The organism is Luteolibacter flavescens (assembly GCF_025950085.1).
Lineage (GTDB): Bacteria > Verrucomicrobiota > Verrucomicrobiia > Verrucomicrobiales > Akkermansiaceae > Haloferula > Haloferula flavescens.
Window position 1 is genome coordinate 208,813 of sequence record NZ_JAPDDS010000009.1, and the last position, 17,587, is coordinate 226,399.

The 17,587-nt window shown below is 63.4% G+C and carries 13 protein-coding genes; all 13 read right to left on the bottom strand.

The features are described 5' to 3' along the window. Positions 1 to 22 precede the first annotated feature (22 nt). Positions 23 to 1,609, bottom strand: a complete 1,587-nt coding sequence (locus tag OKA04_RS16605; protein ID WP_264502315.1) for a lipopolysaccharide biosynthesis protein — start codon at positions 1,607 to 1,609, stop codon at positions 23 to 25. Between the two features lie 23 nt (positions 1,610 to 1,632). Then, positions 1,633 to 2,958 carry a glycosyltransferase gene (locus tag OKA04_RS16610; protein WP_264502316.1) on the bottom strand — a complete coding sequence of 442 codons (1,326 nt, stop codon included), beginning with the start codon at positions 2,956 to 2,958 and terminating at the stop codon, positions 1,633 to 1,635. A gap of 117 nt (positions 2,959 to 3,075) precedes the next feature. Beyond that, complete coding sequence (locus OKA04_RS16615; protein WP_264502317.1) at positions 3,076 to 4,434, bottom strand: O-antigen ligase family protein; 1,359 nt, start codon at positions 4,432 to 4,434, stop codon at positions 3,076 to 3,078. A gap of 24 nt (positions 4,435 to 4,458) precedes the next feature. Then, entirely contained in the window at positions 4,459 to 5,646 is a 1,188-nt protein-coding gene (locus tag OKA04_RS16620; RefSeq protein WP_264502318.1) for a glycosyltransferase family 4 protein, read from the bottom strand. A gap of 75 nt (positions 5,647 to 5,721) precedes the next feature. Continuing rightward, on the bottom strand, positions 5,722 to 7,863 hold the full coding sequence (locus OKA04_RS16625) for a chitobiase/beta-hexosaminidase C-terminal domain-containing protein (protein WP_264502319.1): 2,142 nt from the start codon (positions 7,861 to 7,863) through the stop codon (positions 5,722 to 5,724). 345 nt (positions 7,864 to 8,208) lie between these two features. Next, positions 8,209 to 9,096, bottom strand: a complete 888-nt coding sequence (locus tag OKA04_RS16630; protein WP_264502320.1) for a glycosyltransferase family 2 protein — start codon at positions 9,094 to 9,096, stop codon at positions 8,209 to 8,211. Positions 9,097 to 9,119: 23 nt separating this feature from the next. Further along, complete coding sequence (locus OKA04_RS16635) at positions 9,120 to 10,067, bottom strand: glycosyltransferase family 2 protein (protein ID WP_264502321.1); 948 nt, start codon at positions 10,065 to 10,067, stop codon at positions 9,120 to 9,122. Then, complete coding sequence (locus OKA04_RS16640; protein ID WP_264502322.1) at positions 10,064 to 10,621, bottom strand: acyltransferase; 558 nt, start codon at positions 10,619 to 10,621, stop codon at positions 10,064 to 10,066. The genes OKA04_RS16635 and OKA04_RS16640 overlap by 4 nt, the downstream gene beginning before the upstream one ends. Before the next feature lie 19 nt (positions 10,622 to 10,640). Then, positions 10,641 to 12,086 (bottom strand): sugar transferase, encoded by a 1,446-nt coding sequence (locus OKA04_RS16645; RefSeq protein ID WP_264502323.1) that lies wholly within the window; start codon positions 12,084 to 12,086, stop codon positions 10,641 to 10,643. A 161-nt stretch (positions 12,087 to 12,247) separates the two neighbouring features. Further along, positions 12,248 to 14,494: a GumC family protein gene (locus OKA04_RS16650; protein ID WP_264502324.1), complete on the bottom strand. Its 2,247-nt coding sequence runs from the start codon at positions 14,492 to 14,494 to the stop codon at positions 12,248 to 12,250. An 89-nt stretch (positions 14,495 to 14,583) separates the two neighbouring features. After that, positions 14,584 to 15,114 carry an acyltransferase gene (locus tag OKA04_RS16655; RefSeq protein ID WP_264502325.1) on the bottom strand — a complete coding sequence of 177 codons (531 nt, stop codon included), beginning with the start codon at positions 15,112 to 15,114 and terminating at the stop codon, positions 14,584 to 14,586. Then, complete coding sequence (locus tag OKA04_RS16660; RefSeq protein ID WP_264502326.1) at positions 15,111 to 16,193, bottom strand: Gfo/Idh/MocA family protein; 1,083 nt, start codon at positions 16,191 to 16,193, stop codon at positions 15,111 to 15,113. The genes OKA04_RS16655 and OKA04_RS16660 overlap by 4 nt, the downstream gene beginning before the upstream one ends. Beyond that, positions 16,190 to 16,960: a sugar transferase gene (locus tag OKA04_RS16665; protein ID WP_264502327.1), complete on the bottom strand. Its 771-nt coding sequence runs from the start codon at positions 16,958 to 16,960 to the stop codon at positions 16,190 to 16,192. The genes OKA04_RS16660 and OKA04_RS16665 overlap by 4 nt, the downstream gene beginning before the upstream one ends. Between the last annotated feature and the right edge of the window lie 627 nt (positions 16,961 to 17,587).

Here is a 17,587-nt window from a genome sequence, read left to right on the forward strand (position 1 = left end):
GATCGTGCGATATGGGAGCCTGCTATTTCCTGAACTCTCCGGCGATGTTGCGGAAGAAACTGAGCTTCCGAAATCCGAAGAGAAGGACGCCTGCATAGATGATGCCAAATGCGGCGATGGCGGCGAGCACCATGCCCCAGGCATCGATGCGGCCCGCCTGCTGGAGTATCCACCATGCGGCGAGACCCGCGGGGAGGCACGAGACCGTGGGAACCATCATGGTGCCCATCACCTGCCGCAGCTTCACCGGCGTGCCTTTCAGCGACCATGCCCAGTAGGGGATGAACGTGAGGATCATCGCCAGCGAGTAGCCGATGGCCACGCCTTGCAGCGAGCCTTGCTGGCCCGGGACCTTCGGTCCAAGGAAAACCCCGGCGGTGAAGCCGGCCACGATGACGAGCGAGTTCACCACGCCCATCGTCCGGTAGCGCTTCGTCTCCCCGAGGGCGATGAGCAGCCACCCCGCGGGATTCGAGATGCCGCCGATGAGCGCGGCCACGGCCAGCAGGCGGAAGATCTCCGAGGTGGCCATCCAGCTTTCGCCAAGCCACAGCAGAACCACCTGATCGGAGAAGATCGTGAGCCCGGCGATGACCGGAATGCTCAGCGAGCAGATGAGCAGGATCGCATTCAGATAATAGCGGGCAAAGCGGTCCGGCTCCTTTTGAAGGCGGGAGAGGGCGGGGATCGAGACTGCGCCGAGCGGTCCGTTGATCTGGCCGAGCGGCATCAGCAGCAGGCTGTAGGCGCGGTCGTAGAGCGCCAGGGGATTCGCCCCGCAGTAGCGGCCGATGAGCAGGCTGCCGGCTTGGCGCGAGAAGTAGTTCACGACATTGAAGCCGAGCACGTCGCCGCCGAATTTCAGCATGCTCTTCACGCCGTTTCCGCGCGAGGGAAGGCTGGGCATCCAGCGCAGCGCGGCCCACAGCATGAGGGTCTTCACGATCGGCGGTGCGAGCGCGAGGCCCACCAACGACCAGTAGCCCATCCCCGCCTTCGCCATCACGATGGCCGCGATGACACCCGCCACGCTCGACCCCACCTCGGATGCGGCCAGCACCGAGTAGCGCATGTTCCGCGTGAGCAGCGCCGAGTGCTGCAGGCCGAGTCCGCCGAAGATGAAGCTCAGTGCCAGCACCGGGATGATGGTCACGAGCTCCATGGCATTGTTGTAAAACATCGCGATGAGCGGTGCTGACGCCGCGAAGACCACGGCGATCAGCACGGAGAGCGCGACATTGATCCAGAAGAGCGTCGAGATCTGCCGGTGATTGATCTCCGGGCGCTGGATGGTGGCCTGCGAAAGCCCCACATCCATGAAGATCGCGAGGAAATTCGTGAAGACAGCCGTCATCCCGATGAGGCCGAAGTCGCTCTGCGAGACCATGCGGGCCAGGACACCGGTCGAGCCGATGCGCAGGACGAGCCCGGCGATGCGGGCCATGGACATGTAGGAAGCCCCGCGGACGGAGTTCTTCCGGAGGTCCTTTGAGACGTCGATGGAGGCGAATGGGTCGCGACGTCCGGGTGCAGGCTGTGACGCGCCTGCGTCACGGGGTGAGGGCGAAGGTTGGTCCGTTGGTTGGTCGATCACGCTTTCGGCCTGCATCTAAGTCGGAGGGGAGGGAAATGTCAGCGGACTTGATCGAAAAACTCCGCAAGGTCGGCCGTGAGGTTTTTTCGCTCGAACTGGCGGACGAATTCGGCATTCCAATCGCAGGACTGTTGGCCGGATTTCCATTTGGCGTGCTGGTCTTTCAGCTCGGCCAGCAGTCCGTTCACGTCGCCCGGGTCGCAGAAGACCCCGGTGCCCGCATATTCAAGGAAGTCCCGGGCGTCGCTCGCCGGCAGGGTGGCCAGCACCGGGCGGCCGGCGGCCATGTATTCGTAGGTTTTTCCGGGGACCAGACCCGCCTTCATGCCCTCGGGCATCTTGTGCATCGGGAGGAAAAGCAGGTCGGCCCCGCGGACGTAGTGCAGGCACTCGGCGTGGCTGAGGTAGCCGGAGCATGCGAAAAGCTCCTTCGCCGGGGAGGCGTCGATCAGGGCTTGGTCGGACCTCGAAAGCACACCCACGCAGTGCATGCGGACCTCGCTGGCGATGTCCGGCGCTTCCGCCAGCCACTTCTCCATGGCCTGCAGCAGGTAGTAGTGGGAGCGCGACAGACGCTCGACGCCCGGGATGGTGCGGCCCAGCAGGCGATACTGGCGCTGGCGCGAGCGCTCCGTCAGTCCCTGCTCGGCGTGGAAATAGCCGGAGTGGACGATATTGAATCTCCCGCCGCCGATGGGCGGGGCATCGCCGGAGAAGTCCTCCGCGTCGTAGCCATTCGTCAGGCTGACCACCCTTTCCGGCGCGATGCGGGGCATGGTTTCCTTCACCCGTCGCGCGGACTCGGGAGTATTCATGATGACCAGCGCGGCGCTCTCCAGCGAGCGCTGCATCTGTGCCTTTTCCATTTCGCGGTGCAGGCCGGTGCGGTGGAGCTGGAATTCATCCAGCGCCCACGGATCCCGCAGGTCCGCGACCCACGGGATGCCGGTGCGCCGGGAGATCTCTGCCGCCGCGTCCGCGCCGTCGAAGGGCGACATGGTCACGAAAATCAGGTCAGGCTTCTGTTGTGCCGCGATCCTCGTCCCGGCCTCGATCACCTGCTCCATCCATGTCCGGCCAAAGCGGCTGCGCAGGCCCAGCAGCTCCCGCGCCGCCCGCTCCAGCTTGCCCGGCACGTGGACCTCGTCGGGGATGGCCACGCGGTGGATCTGCACCTCGGGCGGGACCTCGTCCATCAGCGCCTGGTCCTTCGGCGTCCAGCGGCGACCGTCCGGGGCCTCGGTGGTCAGCACGATGGGCAGGTAGCCGGCTTCCGGCAGATACTTGACGAATTTCAGCGAGCGCTGCACGCCCCCGCCACCGGAAGGCGGGAAGTGATAGGCGATGAAGAGCACCTTCCTCATGGCGACCGCGGGGGAAGCCAGGGGAGAGCTATTGTCGAGGGCCGGATCTGGGGGACAAGCGAGGGGGGGCATGGCGTCTTGTTCCGTTTCGGGAGAGTGCATTCGCGGGGCACGATGTCAGAAGCGCGGCATGTCGTAGGTGTAGCCGCCGCCGGTGTTGCCGGTGCTGCTTTCCTCGGCGGGCGCTTCCGCTTCTTCTTCTGCGGCTTCCTCCACCGGTTCGTGGATCATCGCCGCGAGGGCGGAGATAGAGGCGATGCTGAACCAGAAGAAGACATACGACTGGTCATAGTAGGCCACCGAGACGCTGCTGGCGACGTGCGTGAAAAGGCTGGTACCCATGCACCAGATCATGAAGCGGTCGCGCGGATCAAGGTCAGGTCGCGCATTCAGAATGTCGCCCACCCACTTGAAGGCGATCCAGATGATGGCCACGAAGAGCAACACGGCGAGCAATCCGCCTTTCACCCCGAACGCGAGGAAGTAGTTCGTGATGTCCGTGTGTTGATGCTTACCCGGAAGTCCGGTCGGCATCCATCCGCGCGTGTAGTCGGTGCCAACGAGCCACCATTCGCCGAAGTGCTTCATGAACGCCTCGATCAGCCGCGACCGATGCCACCCGGTGCTGCCACCCCGGCTGAGCTTCGCGATGATGTAGTAGGCGGGCTGCTTCATCATGATCTCTAGGAAGATGTAGCCGAGCGGGATGCACCAGCGGATGAGGCCCATCCACGGGCGGAACCACCACAGGCACATGCCGAGGATGCCAAAGATGAGGCTGAGGATGGGCCCGCTGGATGAGCAGGCGATGACCATCGTCAGGCACGCCGCCATGCCGGTCAGGGAAGCGCGGGGATTTCGCCGCCACATTGCGAACATCAGCGGGATGAGACCGGCTCCCACCGTGCCCGCGAGGATGGCGTGGCGGAAGGGGCCGCGGGCGCGGAGCTCGCCTTCACGCATCACCACCATTTCATTCACGCCGCCGAAGACCGACGAGAAGAGGTTCTTGCCGGTGAATTCTTCCTGCACCATCTCCAGCGCGACCGGCACGAGCAGGTAGGCCAGCACCGCGAGGATGGCGTAGAATTCCTCAAGGGTCCGGCAATAGCAGCGGACGAGCAGGTAGCAGATGCCGATCTCCGCGGAGACGCCGATGATGAACATCGGCCCAGCATCCTCCGCGCCGGACTCGTGGAAGAAATTCGCGAAGAACATCCACCCGAAGAATGCGATCAGCAGCTTGTCGATGGCATTGGCACCTCCCTCGATGCCCTCGCCCTTCATGATGATACGGCCGAGGCCTACCATCAGCAGCAGGCGGAAGATCGGCAGCCCGACTCCGCCCAGCTCGAAGCGCTGGCCGTGGGTCATGAAGATGATGCCGACGAGAAAGGGGATCAGCGCCCACTTTCGCGGCACGCTGAGCAGCGCGATTGCGGTGACCACGAAGAATAGGAATCCGAGTGCGCTCACGGGAGGGGGGGATTGCTGCATCGATCAGGCGGCAGCCGCGGCCAGGCGCCGCTGCACGCTGCGATAGACGTCCGCCAGTCTCCGGCCCGCCTCGTCCCAGGTGAGCTGGCCGAGCCCGGAGATGGAGGCGGCACGGAGCACCTCCAGCAGCGGACGTTCCTGGTCGAGCAGGCGGATGTGGGAGGTCAGGGCTTCGACATCGCGCATGGGATGGATCAGGCCGTCGTGGCCGTGCTCGCACACCGCGCCGGAGGCATCCGAGACGAGCAGCACACAGCCGGAGCCCCGAGCCTCGTAGGTGACGAGCGCGCTGCCTTCCTCCACGGAGGAGAGCACGAAGAGATCGGCCTGCCGCATCAGCTCCGGTAGGTCCTTGCGATGCCCCATGATCTTCACGCTCGGGTGCGAGAGCATCGGCTCCAGCCGCTCGCGATAGCCGGGGACGAATTCGCCGCAGACCATGAAGGTGCCCTTCTCATGCGCGCCCGATGCAAGCCATGCCTTCAGCGCGTGATGCAGTCCTTTCCGCGGTTCCACCACGCCCGCGTAGATCATCACCAGCCCGTCGCGGGTTGCCGAAAGCTGCTGCGGGCTGAAGCGCGAGAGATCGTAGCCATACTGGTGGCGTACCAGCTTCGACTCCGCGAAGCCGCGATCGAGGAAGGTCTTCGCCACGAAGTCGGACGGGCAGAGCAGGTAGTCCGCCTCGGCGTACTCGGTCTCTTCCAGCGCGAGACGCTTCGGGTCCACCTCGTGGTCGTGATTGTCCGGCAGCACGATGCCCACGTCGCGGTTCTCCCGCTCCACCTCTTCGTAGGCGTAGGCGGTGTGGGCATTCGGCCGCTCCAGCACCACGGGGATGCCGTGGCGCTTCGCGGTGCGGATCGTGCGCAGCGAGCCAAGCGGCCAGCCGTGGACCACGTCCACCTCGCGGTGGTTCGCATTCAGCCACCGCGCGGTGGTCATGTCGTGCCAGTGGCAGGCGAGGTCGCGGCCGACGAGCTTGTAGGGCACGCGCAGCTTGCCGAGCGCGAGTGTCGTCCGGACGGTTACGGCGTCGTTCAGAGGGCGGACCTGCGAGCCCGCCAGCACGGTCACCCGGGCACCGGAGCGCGATGCGCCTTCGATCTGGTGCCACGCGGTGGTGCAGATGCGACCTGCGCCAAGCTTGTGCGGGAAGCTGTAGAGAACTCGGACTGGGGGGGGATTCACGGGTAGGGGGAGGGGGCGATGAAATGACGGCACCGCGACCCGTCGCGATGCCGTCCATGAATGGAAGCGGGGGACTCAGGGATTTGACGTCACGCGCAGGCCTTGGGGTGCGGAGGGCGGCGTCGAGGTGCCAAAGACGATGTCCGACACCATGTGCGAGCCGCCTTCCAGAGCCACGAGCGAAAAATGGTCGAGGCTGCCGACCGCGGCTTGCTCGGTGCGGAAGCTGAAATTCTGCGCGATGAGCACCGGTGTCCCGCCATTCGGAGTGACGGTCACGGAGTATTTCTTGGTCGCGGGATCAACGTCCATCTGGAAGCGGTAGATCGTCCCGGCGGTGTAGTTCAGCGTGGCGAGCGCCTGGTAGGAGCTACCATTTCTGGCATCAATGGTGCCATTGATATTGAAGCGGGCGATGCAGGCGAGGTCGCTGTAGCCATCCACCGAGCCGAAGGACAGGCCGGTCACCGCATCGACGGCCATGGAGTCCGGCACGGCATTCCATCGCACGGTGAAGCGCGTGGTCTGCGTCGGGATGGTGATATTCGTCCACGCGTCGCTGGAGACGTAGGAGTCGCCGATGCCGAAGTTCGCGGAGGTGATGGCGCTGTTCGTGGCACCCGCTTTCACGCCGATCGCGCGCAGGGTGGCGCTCGTGGAAATCAGCACCGGGCCGGAGTAGAGCGTGGAGGATGCCGTCGGCGAGCTGCCGTCCAGCGTGTAGCGGATCGAGGCACCGGAGGTGCTGGTCGAGATGGTGACGAGCTGCGCCGAGCTGAAGAAGCCTCCATCCGGGGAGAAGACCGGCTTGTTCACCTGGTTCGTGATGACGTAGTCGGCGCCCTCCACCGGGGAAGCGGTGAGGCTCGGTGCGGTGGCAAAGGCGCGCACGGTGGTCGTCGCGGAAACGGTGATCGGCCCGGTGTAGCGCGTGGACGATGCGGTCGGCGTGCTGCCATCCAGCGTGTAGTAGATGGTGGAGCCCGCGGTCGAGCAGGTCATGGTCACTTGCTGCGGCGAGTTGAATGTCCCGCCCGCCGGGATGAAGACGGGGCGCTGCACGTCGGTCGTCGCGCCCGGATTCGCCCAGATCGTGCGAAGATACGAGTCGGTCGGGTAGGGCGGCATGCCCGAGTTGTTCTGGTTCAGCGTGGTGTCCACGGTCCAGGAGCCCGACTGAGGTTGATTGGAAGAGCCGTAGGTCCGGTTCGTTTTCGTGTTCTGGACGAAGGCCCACGGACGGGCGGCGTCGGTTGTATTCAGGCCCATGCCGCCGATGAAGACGCAGTCCTTGGCGGTGAAGTTTTTCCCGGATCCATTGAAGGCATTCGAGGTCGCCTCGGTTGCGCCGCCGGGCAGGTGGGGATAGCGGGAGAGCGAGGTCTCCCCGGAGACGACGTAGGATCTCTCGAGGAAGAGTCCGTCCACGTTGCCGGTCTGGATGGCGCAGTTGTTCGAGGAGAAGTAGGCGCTGTCCCGCAGCGTGATGTTGCTGTAGCTGCCACCGCCCGCTGCCGCCATCTGGAAGGTATCCGTGTGCGGCTTCGCACCGGTATAGGGCACCTCGAAGAACCGCGGTGCGTGATAGCAGCCGTCGAAGCGCCAGCCATCATAGCCGCCGCCGCCGGCGTAGAGGTCCGCGGAATCGTCGCTCACCACGTAGTGGTCCGGCTGGACCAGCTCGGCGACCTCAATGCCCTCCGTGACAAAGCCGTCCGTGCCGTAGATGCCGAGGTGGCCGGTGCACTTGATCCAGGCAAAGGCGGACCGACGGCAGCCATGCATCTTCACGCCGCTGATGCCGATCGACTCGAAGCCGGCGAAGCACACGCCGTAAACTTTCACGAAGCGCACGCCCTTTTCCCACTTCACGCTGCCGTAGCCATCGCGCGGGGCGACGGTGACGCGCTGGCCCCAACTCGTGGAGCCCACGTTCTCGATCACCGGATTCGCGCCGCTGCCGCTGCCATTGCCGGTCAGGGTGCCGGGTGCCACCAGGATCAGCGTGCCGCTGTTGGCCTGGGCGTTCGTCACGGCCTGAATCGCGGATTTGATCGCGGTCCAGTTGCACGGCACGTGGACGATGTTCGACACCGTGTTGTCATACATGAACGGCGTCGGGATCAGCTCCGGCCAGTGGGTTCCATTCGGGCCGAAGGATGGGACCCGCGTCGGCTTGGCCGATGCGGAAAACGGGGCCGCAAGCAGGGCGGCCATCAAAAGGAAACAGGCTTTGATTCTCATGTACAGGTTCGGGGTTTCTCCGATATGCTGGTTTTGAGGGAGATCAGGCCGGAGTGGGGGACTTCAGGGATATGGGGCTGGGGGCACCGCGTAATCATGAGTCCGTACAATTCACAATCGCAGCCGAAGCTTAACGATTTCTGAATTTACCTGAGATTTTCAGATTGAGGGGGCAAGAGTCCGGGGAAAAGCGATGTTAGCAAGCGGGAACTCGGAAATGGAGCCTAACTGTTATCGGGGTGGATTGATAGTCAGGTGGGTGCGGATATTACGGAGTGAAGGCGGGGGTGAGAATATAAAGCGGCAAACACGCCATGTTCACGGGGCGAGCCCATGTTTCAATGCGCCGATTCGCTTCATCGTCTCGGACCTCAGGGGTTCACGCTTTTCCAAGCGTCGGGGGATAAGTTGGGAGGCCGATTTCATCGCACGCATGAAGTCCTTCACATGACCGCGGCGGCATGCGGTGATAAATTGGAACACCATTCTCGGAATCGCATACTGGAGTGCCTTGAAGCCCGGCAGGCACGCGACGGCGACTAGCACCTGGTTCCGCGGCTTGTAGAAGACACTGACTTCGCTCCGGCGGGAAACCTCGTTTGCGTGGTGCAGCACGGAGAGCTCCGGGCAGTGGAGGATCGAGCCTCCCTTGTCCAGGATGCGGAATGCGAGCTCCACCTCCTCGTAGTGCATGTAGAGGATCTCCGGATACATGCCCGCCTCGATCAACTCCTCCCGGCGGAAGGCATACGCGGTGCCGCTGAAGTAGGAGGTGAGGAAGCTCTTGTCCGCATACTGTCCGATCGGCACCGGGTGCCACCAGCGCGGCGTGTCCTCGGACTTGCCGTCCGGCTTGTAGAGGCGGAAGGCGAGGCCGGTGACGGTGGGGTGCGCACGGAAGCGCTTTTCCACATTCGCCAGCACATGGCGGTCGGGCACGGTCACGTCGCTGTCGAGGCCGACGATGATGTCTCCTTTCGCAGCACGGATGCCGCGGTTGCGAGTCACGGCTGGGCCGCCGTTCTTCTCGTTCACCAGCAGGGTGACCTGTGGGTATTCGCGGCGGATGGCCTCGACGCTATCGTCGGGCGAACGGTCGTCCACGACGATGACCTCGAAGTCCGCACCTTCCTGGGCATAGACGTCGGCCAGCAGCGCGAGAACGCAGTCGCGGCGATTGTAGCTGGGAATGACAACGCTGATCACGGGGGTGAGAGGCGCTGGATTTCTCAAGCCGTGGGGCTGCCGTAGCCGCAGATCCACTTGTTCCGCTCGGCCCACAATGTCTGCCAGCGGGCGGCGGCGCTGTTGGTGGCCTCAGGGTTCGGCTTTTTCACCTTGCTGATCGCGGCGCGGAGGCCGGTGCCGGTGGCGAGGAAGAAGAGGCCGAGCCATTGCGCGAGGCCGGTCCAGTGCGTGCGCACCAGGCTCGCCTTGCCGCGGTAGAGCAGCATCGTCTTGTGCACCGGAGTGTCCGAGCAGCCGCCCACCTCGTGGATGAGCTTTGCATCCGGGCAGATCACCGGGCGATAGCCGGCGCTGTGCGCGCGCATCGCGAGGTCGGCATCCTCGCCATACATGAAGTAGCGCTCGTCGAGTCCGCCGAGCTCGTTCCACACCTTCGTGGGGGAAAGCAGGAAGCACCCGGTGATGACGCCGACCTCGCGCACCGTGTCGCGCTGCCAGGAGCCGAGTGATTCGGGATCGAGGAAGCGGTTCTTCGGCGCGATGGTCGTGAGGCCGAAGGCGAACAACGTCATGCTCCACAAGGTGGGACGGCCCCAGCACGATGACGGCTCCAGGCTGCCGTCCGGACGAAGGGTGCGGCCGCCGTAGAGACCGTGGCCCGGATTCTTCCGCGCGAAGTCCACGATGACGTCCACCGCGTGGTCGAGGATCTCGGTGTCCGGATTCAGCAGCAGCACGTATTCCGCATCGGAGTGCTTCACGCCGAGATTCACGCCCTTGGCGAAGCCGAGATTGGCACCGGGCAGCACCAGCTCCACCTGCGGGAAATTCTCGCGGATGAAATTGACGGTGTCATCGCGGGAGTCGTTGTCGACCACGATGACCTGTTGGGTGACGGACTTCCTCTGCGCGAAAACGCTCTCGAGGCAGGCTCCGATGTGGTCCCGCGAATTGTAGGACACGATGACGATGGCTACGTCGGCTTTCATGGGGGGGATGTTTCTACAGCAGTGACGGGCTCTCGCTTTCCGATGACCCGGGCGGGGACACCCGCGGCGATCGAGCCGGCGGGCAGATCTTTCGTGACGACGGCTCCGGCACCGACGATGCAGCCATCGCCGATGGTGACGCCGGCCGTGACCACGACGCGGGCTCCGAGCCACACGTCGTTGCCGATGTGGATGTCGCGCTCGTTCTTCGCTTGTTGCCGGAAAGGCTTCCCGGCTTCGAAGCGATAGTCGGAGGCAGTGATGAAGACCTCGGGTGCCAGCGACACGTAGTTCCCGAGGATGATGCGGCCGGTGGAGTCCCCGGCCCAGAGGTAGCAGCGCTCGCCGATGTGGCAGTCGTGGCCCATCACGATGCGCTCTCCATTGCGCAGCGAGGCATTTGGCGCGAGGCCCGTGCCGCGGCCCTTCGTGACCTTTCCCCGCTCGCGCACATGGCTGTAGCCGCAGTAGTGGATCAGCCGCAGGACGTGCAGGTAGGAGCGCGGATCGAGGATGGATCCGGCGAAGTTCAGCATTTTGGAGAGGGAGGGCATGGGCAAGGGCAGTGATGAATCAGGAGGCCCCGCGGCCGAGTAGCACGGCGGGCACGGTCTTCACCAGGATCTTCAGGTCGAGCCAGATGGACCAGTTGTCGATGTACTCGCTGTCCATCTGCATCCAGCGTTCGAAGGTCGTGTTGCTGCGGCCGCTGATCTGCCACACGCAGGTGATGCCGGGCTTCACGGACAGGCGCTTGCGGAAAAGCCACTCGTACATCTTCACCTCGTCAGGCAGCGGCGGGCGCGGGCCCACGAGGCTCATCTCGCCGTGCAGCACGTTGAAAAGCTGTGGCAACTCGTCGATGCTGGTCTTACGGATGAAGCGGCCGATCGCGGTGATGCGCGGGTCGTTCTTCATCTTGAAGGCAGGGCCGTCGGCGATCTCGTTGAGGTGCGCGAGTTCCTTCTTCTTCGCCTCGGCGTCCACCACCATGGAGCGGAACTTGTAGATGCGGAAGCGGCGCTGGTTCATCCCTACGCGGTCCTGCGCGAAGAAGACCGGTCCCGGACTCGTCACCTTGATGAGGATCGCGACGATGATCATCAGCGGAGCGAGCACGACGAGCGCGGTGGCGGAGAGCGTGGCATCCACCATGCGCTTCGCGAGGAGCTGTAGCAGCATCTGCTCGCGGAACATGGTGATGACGTGCTCGCCATCGAACTCCTCGAGGTGGACGTTCTTGAAAAGCGAGCCGTCCTGCAGATCCGGCATCAGGCGGACGACCACGCCGAGTTCTCGGGCGTGCTGCACGACATTCACGATGTCGCTGAAGCGGGACTCCACCGGCAGGCAGACCATCATCTCGTCCACGCGCTCGCGCTTCAGCACGCACTGGAGATCCTCCAGCATGCCGAGCACCTCGCCGTGGTGCACGCCCTGCTCTGCCCAGATCTGGCGGGCGCTTTCATTCTCCGCGACGAACCCGACGATCTTGTAGCCGAGCTCCGGCTTTGCATCGATCTTTGCGGCCACATCGTTGCCGCGGGAGTTCGCGCCGATGATGAGGAGGTAGCGGTAGTTGTAGCCGGACCGCCGCGCGCTCATCAGGAAGATGCGCATGAAGAGCCGGCTGACCACGCCCGTGCCAGTAACCGCGCCCCAGAAGACGAGGATATTGAGCGTATTGAAACTGCCGACCGAGAAGATCCCGCTGACGAGCATCAGCCAGAACGCGGCAAGCGTGGTGGCCTTCACCAGGTCCTTGATCTGGGTGGTGAGCGCGACGAAGCGGTCGGCCTTGTAGCGGATGGTGTAGGCGAAGATGCCGACCCAGCCGAGTGCCAGGATCAGGACGCCGATGGTGTCCGTGATGCGGTAGTTGGCGGGGGATGCCGCATGACCGCCCAGCAGCGCGAGCTGCGGACGGAAGTAGATGATGAGTGCAGCCGCTGCGACCAGCATGAGCTGGTCGAACAAACGGAAACTATGGATCAGCACCTTGTGCCGAAGGCGAATCATTTTGGGGGGGCGGGGGGGTGGGGGGTGAAGGCGTTCTGGCTGGGGAGAGGAACGTCAACAGGCAGGCTCAGGATCATCCGGTGAAGGATGCACCTGATCCCGGGAAAGCGTGGAGGAACGGTGACCTGGAGGATTCACGATGCTATCAGGCGGCGGGGGGATCACATGTCGCCTGCCACCCAGCGCGGTGCGTGAGTGCGTGCCTTGTTGAAGACGCAGGAGACATCGGCGCGGCCTTTGACCAACTCCGAGTATCCCCACTTCAGCGCATCGCGGCTGGTATCCTCGCCGTCCACGACCAGCAGCACCTTGTCCAGCAGACCCGCCATGGCGAGCGTCGGGCTGGTGGGGGCCATCGGCGGCATGTCGAAGATCACGTAGTCGAACTCGCTGGCGCGGAAATGTGGGAGCAGTTCGTAGAGATGCATCGGGCCGAAAGGCGTGGCATTCGCATCGGCCTTCGTCGCGGCCGCGCTGGCGAGGTAGAGGTTCTGCCCGCCCTCCTTGAAGCGTGTGTTGCGTGCGGCCTGCAGGGCACCCACCACCGAGTGGAGAGGCCTATTGCCAAACATCGGGTTGTCGTCCGGATAGTCGGAGTTCAGATCGACCAGCAACACCTTAGCGCCATTCACCTCGGAGAAGGCCTTCGCCAGACCCGCCGCGATGGTGGAAGTGCCCGCGCCTGCCGAGAGGCCGGTCACGGCCATCAGCTTAGGCTTGTGGGTCATGTTGTTGATTTGGAAATTGAAGACGATGCGATCGCGGATGGCTTCCGAGTAAGGATGGATGAAGTGATCCGTGCGTCCCGGGAAACCCGGGATGCCGTTCGGCGTGCGGACGGCCGGCAGCATCTTCTGACCCTCGCCGCCATTCGCTTCCGATCCGTCGTTGGCGATGAGATGGGCACCGCGGTTTTTCGGGCGAACGTATGGGATGGAAAGCATGAGTGGAACCTGGAGGCGCGTCTCGATCTCCGCGGGCCGCGTGATCCGGCGATCCACCACCAGTTCCAGGAGAAAGGCGAGAGCGATACCCAGCGCGAAGCCGCAAGCCGCGAGGCCGAACATCAGCTTCTTCGTCTTCTCGTTGAAGCCTTTCGCTGCCGGCGTCGGCTGCTCCATCACCTTCAGACCGGGGATCTGGGTGCGGTCGAGTGCTTGGTCCAGCGTGGCTTTCTTCAGATTGGACTCCAGCAGGCGATACTCGCCTTCCTGTGTCTCGCGCTCGAGTTGGAGTTCTTTGAATCGTGGGCTTATCTCGGCGAGCTTCTTGAATTCCACATCGAGTTCCTCGAGGTGAAGCCTGTAGCGGGCGATACGTGCCTCGATCGATCCTAGCAGGGCTTTCTCATTCTGAAGCTGGAGATTGGGGTTCACCGGGATTTCGCCGTTGGCTGGCGCCGCTTGGATCGCGAGCCCGGGGGCAATCTTCAGCAGGTCCCCACGTGACGCCTTGAGGAGATCGGACTCGCTCTTGATCCGCCGACGCTGCGGGTCATTTTCACGAAGCGTTTTGCTCAGTTCGACATCCTGCTCCTGGAGCCGGTCCAGCCGGGTGGTGATATCTCGATACTCCACCAACTGCTCCGGTGTTGGCGCTGCAGGGACGGGCTTGTTCGCCCCGTTCTTCGCGTTCGGTGGAGGCACCCCGAGGTTCTTCTCCAGGTCTTTGACCTTTGCTAATTGTGCGGCGAGTTCCGCTTCGGCGGTCACGATCTCGCCTTCGGTCTTGTCTTTCAGCAGGGTGAGCGAGAGCAGTTTCGCTTCGACCGTGGTAATCTTGTGTTTGGACTTCAGTTCTTCCAGTTCCCTTTCGGTCTGCTGGAGCTTCTCCCGGACGATGTTGGTCTGCTTCGCCACGGAATCGAAGGCCCCGACCGAGCGATGCACCTCAAGGTGCTCCTCGGGGTAGAGCCTCACGACCTCGGCCAATACCTCGCGTGCGAGCTCGGGATCGGTGTGGCGATAGGTCACGACGAGGACATTGCTGCCGCGATTTTCTGGTGCGACTTCAAGGCCTGCCTGGACCGCTTGAGCGGCGTCGATCAATGCCATCTTGTCGCTCGATCCCGGGGCCAGTCGCTCGACGCCCACGCTCTTCGCCACCTTGTTCGCGAGGTCGCCGCTGCGGATGATCACGATCTCTGTGTTGACGACCTGCTCGCCGGAGCGGCCGCTGGCGTCGACCTGGCTGTCGGTGCCGTCGATGCCGCCACGCTGGACCACGTGCCGGACCAGGATCTTCGCATGGGACTCGAAGAGCGGCTTCTGCGTGAAGAATACACCGGCAGCGGCTGCGAGGCCGAGGATGCCGAGGAGGATGATCTTCCACTTGTGCTTGAATAGAACGAAGAGGATATCCTGAAGGCCGATGCCTCCTTTGCTGGGGGTGGGGGCAGTCTTTTGCATTCCGGGGGGGGGACTGACGTTAGAGGTTGGGAGGGGTGGGAATCACAGACCGGAGATCGTGAAGCAGTTCTTCAGCCAGTGCATGTCTGTCACGCATGCACGGAGGGGTGGTGAAGGAGTTCAATGGGGACACCAGACATCACGCGCATGATGCGGGCGGGATTGCCTGCGACCACAGCGTGCGGTGGCACGTCGCGGGTGACCACGCTGCCAGCGCCGACCATGGCACCGCTGCCGATGGTGATGCCTGCGAGGATCGTGCTGCCGGAGCCGATCGAAGCACCGCATTCCACGCGTGTGCTTTCGCAGTGCCAGTCGGCGGATGACTTCGGCGAGCCATCGGCATTCGTCGCCCGTGGGTAGCGGTCGTTCACGAACATCACGCCATGTCCGATGAAGACCTCGTCTTCGATGAGGACTCCCTCGCAGATGAAAGTATGGCTGGAGATCTTGCAGCGGGCACCGACCTTGGCACCGCGCTGGATCTCCACGAAGGTGCCGAGCTTCGTATCGTCGCCGACCTCGCAGCCGTAGAGATTCACGAAATCCACGAGCGCGACCCGGTTCCCGAGCACGACATCGGCGGCGATCCGCAGGTTTTCCCCGACGTGGGCCTTCATGACGCGATGGCCTCCGGGTTCAGGGATGGCTCCCGTTCGTTGCGGCGCGGGGATGAGAGACCCGAGAGCGAGATGGGCCCGCCACCGTCGCGCAGGGAAGAAGAGCTTGCTTCAAGAATCCTCACCACGTCGAGGCCGCGCTGGCCGCAGGTCAGCGGGCGGCGTTGCTCGCGGATGCACTCGATGAAGTGCGAGCACATCGTTTTCAGCGGCTCGCTCTGCTCGATCCTCGGCAGGTAGCAGTCGCCGTAGTGGTAGGAGTAGTGGAACTCCGCGAAGCTGTCGTAGTGCGGCGGGCACTCGACCCGCACGTCATAGATGCGGATCTTCTCCAGTGGCTGGAGGTCGTCATAGACGATCATCTTGTGCGTGCCGACGAAGGTCATCTGGCGGACCTTCCGCGGCTCCAGCCAACTGCTCTGGATGGTGGCAAAGCGATGGCGCTTGAAGCCGAGCGAGAGATTCGTCACGTCCTCGATGCCCGGGTTGATGTGGGCATTCCCCTGGCAGTTCACGCGCTCGGGGGCCTCGCCCATCACGTGCAGGATGATCGAGAGATCATGCGGGGCCAGGTCCCAGGCGACATTGATGTCCTGCTGGAAGAGGCCGAGATTCAGCCGCTGGCAATTGATGTATTTCAGCTCGCCGATGCCGCCGGAGCGGATGATGTCGGCGATCTTTCGGACAGGCTCGGAGAAGAGGTAGGTGTGGCCGACCATCAGGGTCAGTCCCTCGCTCCGGGCGATCGCGATGAGGTCCTCGCACTCCGCGACGGAGGCTGCCATCGGCTTCTCGATCAGCACGTGCTTTCCTGCCAGTAGAGCGGCCTTTGCAAGCGCGTGGTGGGTTCTAACAGGTGTGGCCACCACCACCACGTCCAGTCCCGGCATGGCCAGGAAGCGCTGGAAATCCGTGAAGAACCGCACGCCGGGATGCATCCGGCGGACATGCTCCAGCCGGTCGGGATTCAGGTCGCACAGGGCCGCGATCCCGGCATCAGGATGCAGGCTGATATTGCGGGCCAGATTTGGCCCCCAATACCCGCATCCCACGATGCCGACTGCGAGTTGCTGCTTCATGACCGGTCTCCGCGAAGCTGGGGACTTCCGTATTCCAGCACGGCGCTGTCAGCGTGCGCGGGGGCGGGTGAGAAGATACGGCGGCGAAGGTAATGCTTCAGCTCACGCAGCACCGCCATCGGCGTGCATGCGAGCACCGTTAGATCCAGTCCCGGTGAGGAAAGGCGAGCATATGCCACGTCGAGCGTGGCCATCTCGCGGAAGGTGGTGCGATTCTTCCCGCTGATCTGCCAGATACCGGTGATGCCCGGCAGCACCTGGAAGCGCTCGCGCTGTGCCGTGGTGAAGAACGCGTGCTCGTCGGGAATGCATGGCCGCGGACCCACGAGGCTCATGTCCCCGCGCAGCACATTGAAGAGCTGCGGCAGTTCGTCTAGGCCCGTGCTCCGGAGGAAGCAGGCACCGGCGATCATGCGGGAGTCGCCAAGCTCATCCAGCTTCACCATCGGTTGGTCGGACTCGATTAGTCGCGCCACGTGCAGCTCGTGGTCCCGGGTCTGCGCACCCTCGTGCATGGTGCGGAATTTATAGATCGTGAAGGCCTTCTCCTCATGGCCGACGCGCTCCTGGCGGAACAAGGCGGGACCGCGCGATACGATTCGGATCCATAGCATCACGGCCAGGATCAACGGGATCGAGACCGGCAGCGACATCACCACGAGCGACACATCCATCGCACGCTTCCAGGTCGGGATGGTGGCCTCGGTGCGCCGCCTCGCATGCCGACGCCGGACGAAGCCGCGGCTGGCGGCTTTCCGCTTGGGCATGCGGAGGACTCTTGTCCGCGAGTCATGCAGGGAGTTGGAGCCCAGACTGCCTGTACGGCATGGATCTGCCGACCGGCGGGGCCGATCAATCGGGGGGGGGATCATTCCGGGAGGAGGGGGGGAGAGGAAATGACTTGTCTACTTCAGGAGAGGTTGTTTTTCGGAATCATGGTCATTTGGGTTTCCTGATCTGATGTGTGAAGAGGCGGCCTTTATCATGCGGCCGCCCGATATCGCGTGGTCCCGTCGCTGGCCGGGACAGGTGAAGGGGATGTCAGGAGTTGACTTTCTTTCACCGAGTGCCTGCGACGGACTTCTCGACAGTCATACCCTTGATGAAGGACGCGAGGGAGGGGGCGTATCCAGCGGGAGTTCAAGTGGGGGGGATTGTTGTCCGGGAGTGGGGGCGAACAACGCCACTAGTTCTATCAGTGAGGTATCCGTTCTCAAGCTCTAATTTTGAATGTCCCGATATCGGTGATGTTAAAAGCTTGTGAATCTTTCTGGGCTCGCAATTAAACCAAAAGATAAAGATATGCGTGATAATCTAAGAAGCCGTCTGAAAATTAACTGAAGTTGAGCAATTGGGCTGTACAGAGCCGCACGACCATTGGAGAATCCTCCGAT

Coding starts and splice junctions, on each gene's coding strand:
- OKA04_RS16605 (WP_264502315.1), bottom strand. CDS start 1,609: ATGCAGGCCGAAAGCGTGATCGACCAACCAACGGACCAACCTTCGCCC.
- OKA04_RS16610 (WP_264502316.1), bottom strand. CDS start 2,958: ATGAGGAAGGTGCTCTTCATCGCCTATCACTTCCCGCCTTCCGGTGGC.
- OKA04_RS16625 (WP_264502319.1), bottom strand. CDS start 7,863: ATGGCCGCCCTGCTTGCGGCCCCGTTTTCCGCATCGGCCAAGCCGACG.
- OKA04_RS16635 (WP_264502321.1), bottom strand. CDS start 10,067: ATGAAAGCCGACGTAGCCATCGTCATCGTGTCCTACAATTCGCGGGAC.
- OKA04_RS16640 (WP_264502322.1), bottom strand. CDS start 10,621: ATGCCCTCCCTCTCCAAAATGCTGAACTTCGCCGGATCCATCCTCGAT.
- OKA04_RS16645 (WP_264502323.1), bottom strand. CDS start 12,086: ATGATTCGCCTTCGGCACAAGGTGCTGATCCATAGTTTCCGTTTGTTC.
- OKA04_RS16650 (WP_264502324.1), bottom strand. CDS start 14,494: ATGCAAAAGACTGCCCCCACCCCCAGCAAAGGAGGCATCGGCCTTCAG.
- OKA04_RS16655 (WP_264502325.1), bottom strand. CDS start 15,114: ATGAAGGCCCACGTCGGGGAAAACCTGCGGATCGCCGCCGATGTCGTG.
- OKA04_RS16660 (WP_264502326.1), bottom strand. CDS start 16,193: ATGAAGCAGCAACTCGCAGTCGGCATCGTGGGATGCGGGTATTGGGGG.
- OKA04_RS16665 (WP_264502327.1), bottom strand. CDS start 16,960: ATGCCCAAGCGGAAAGCCGCCAGCCGCGGCTTCGTCCGGCGTCGGCAT.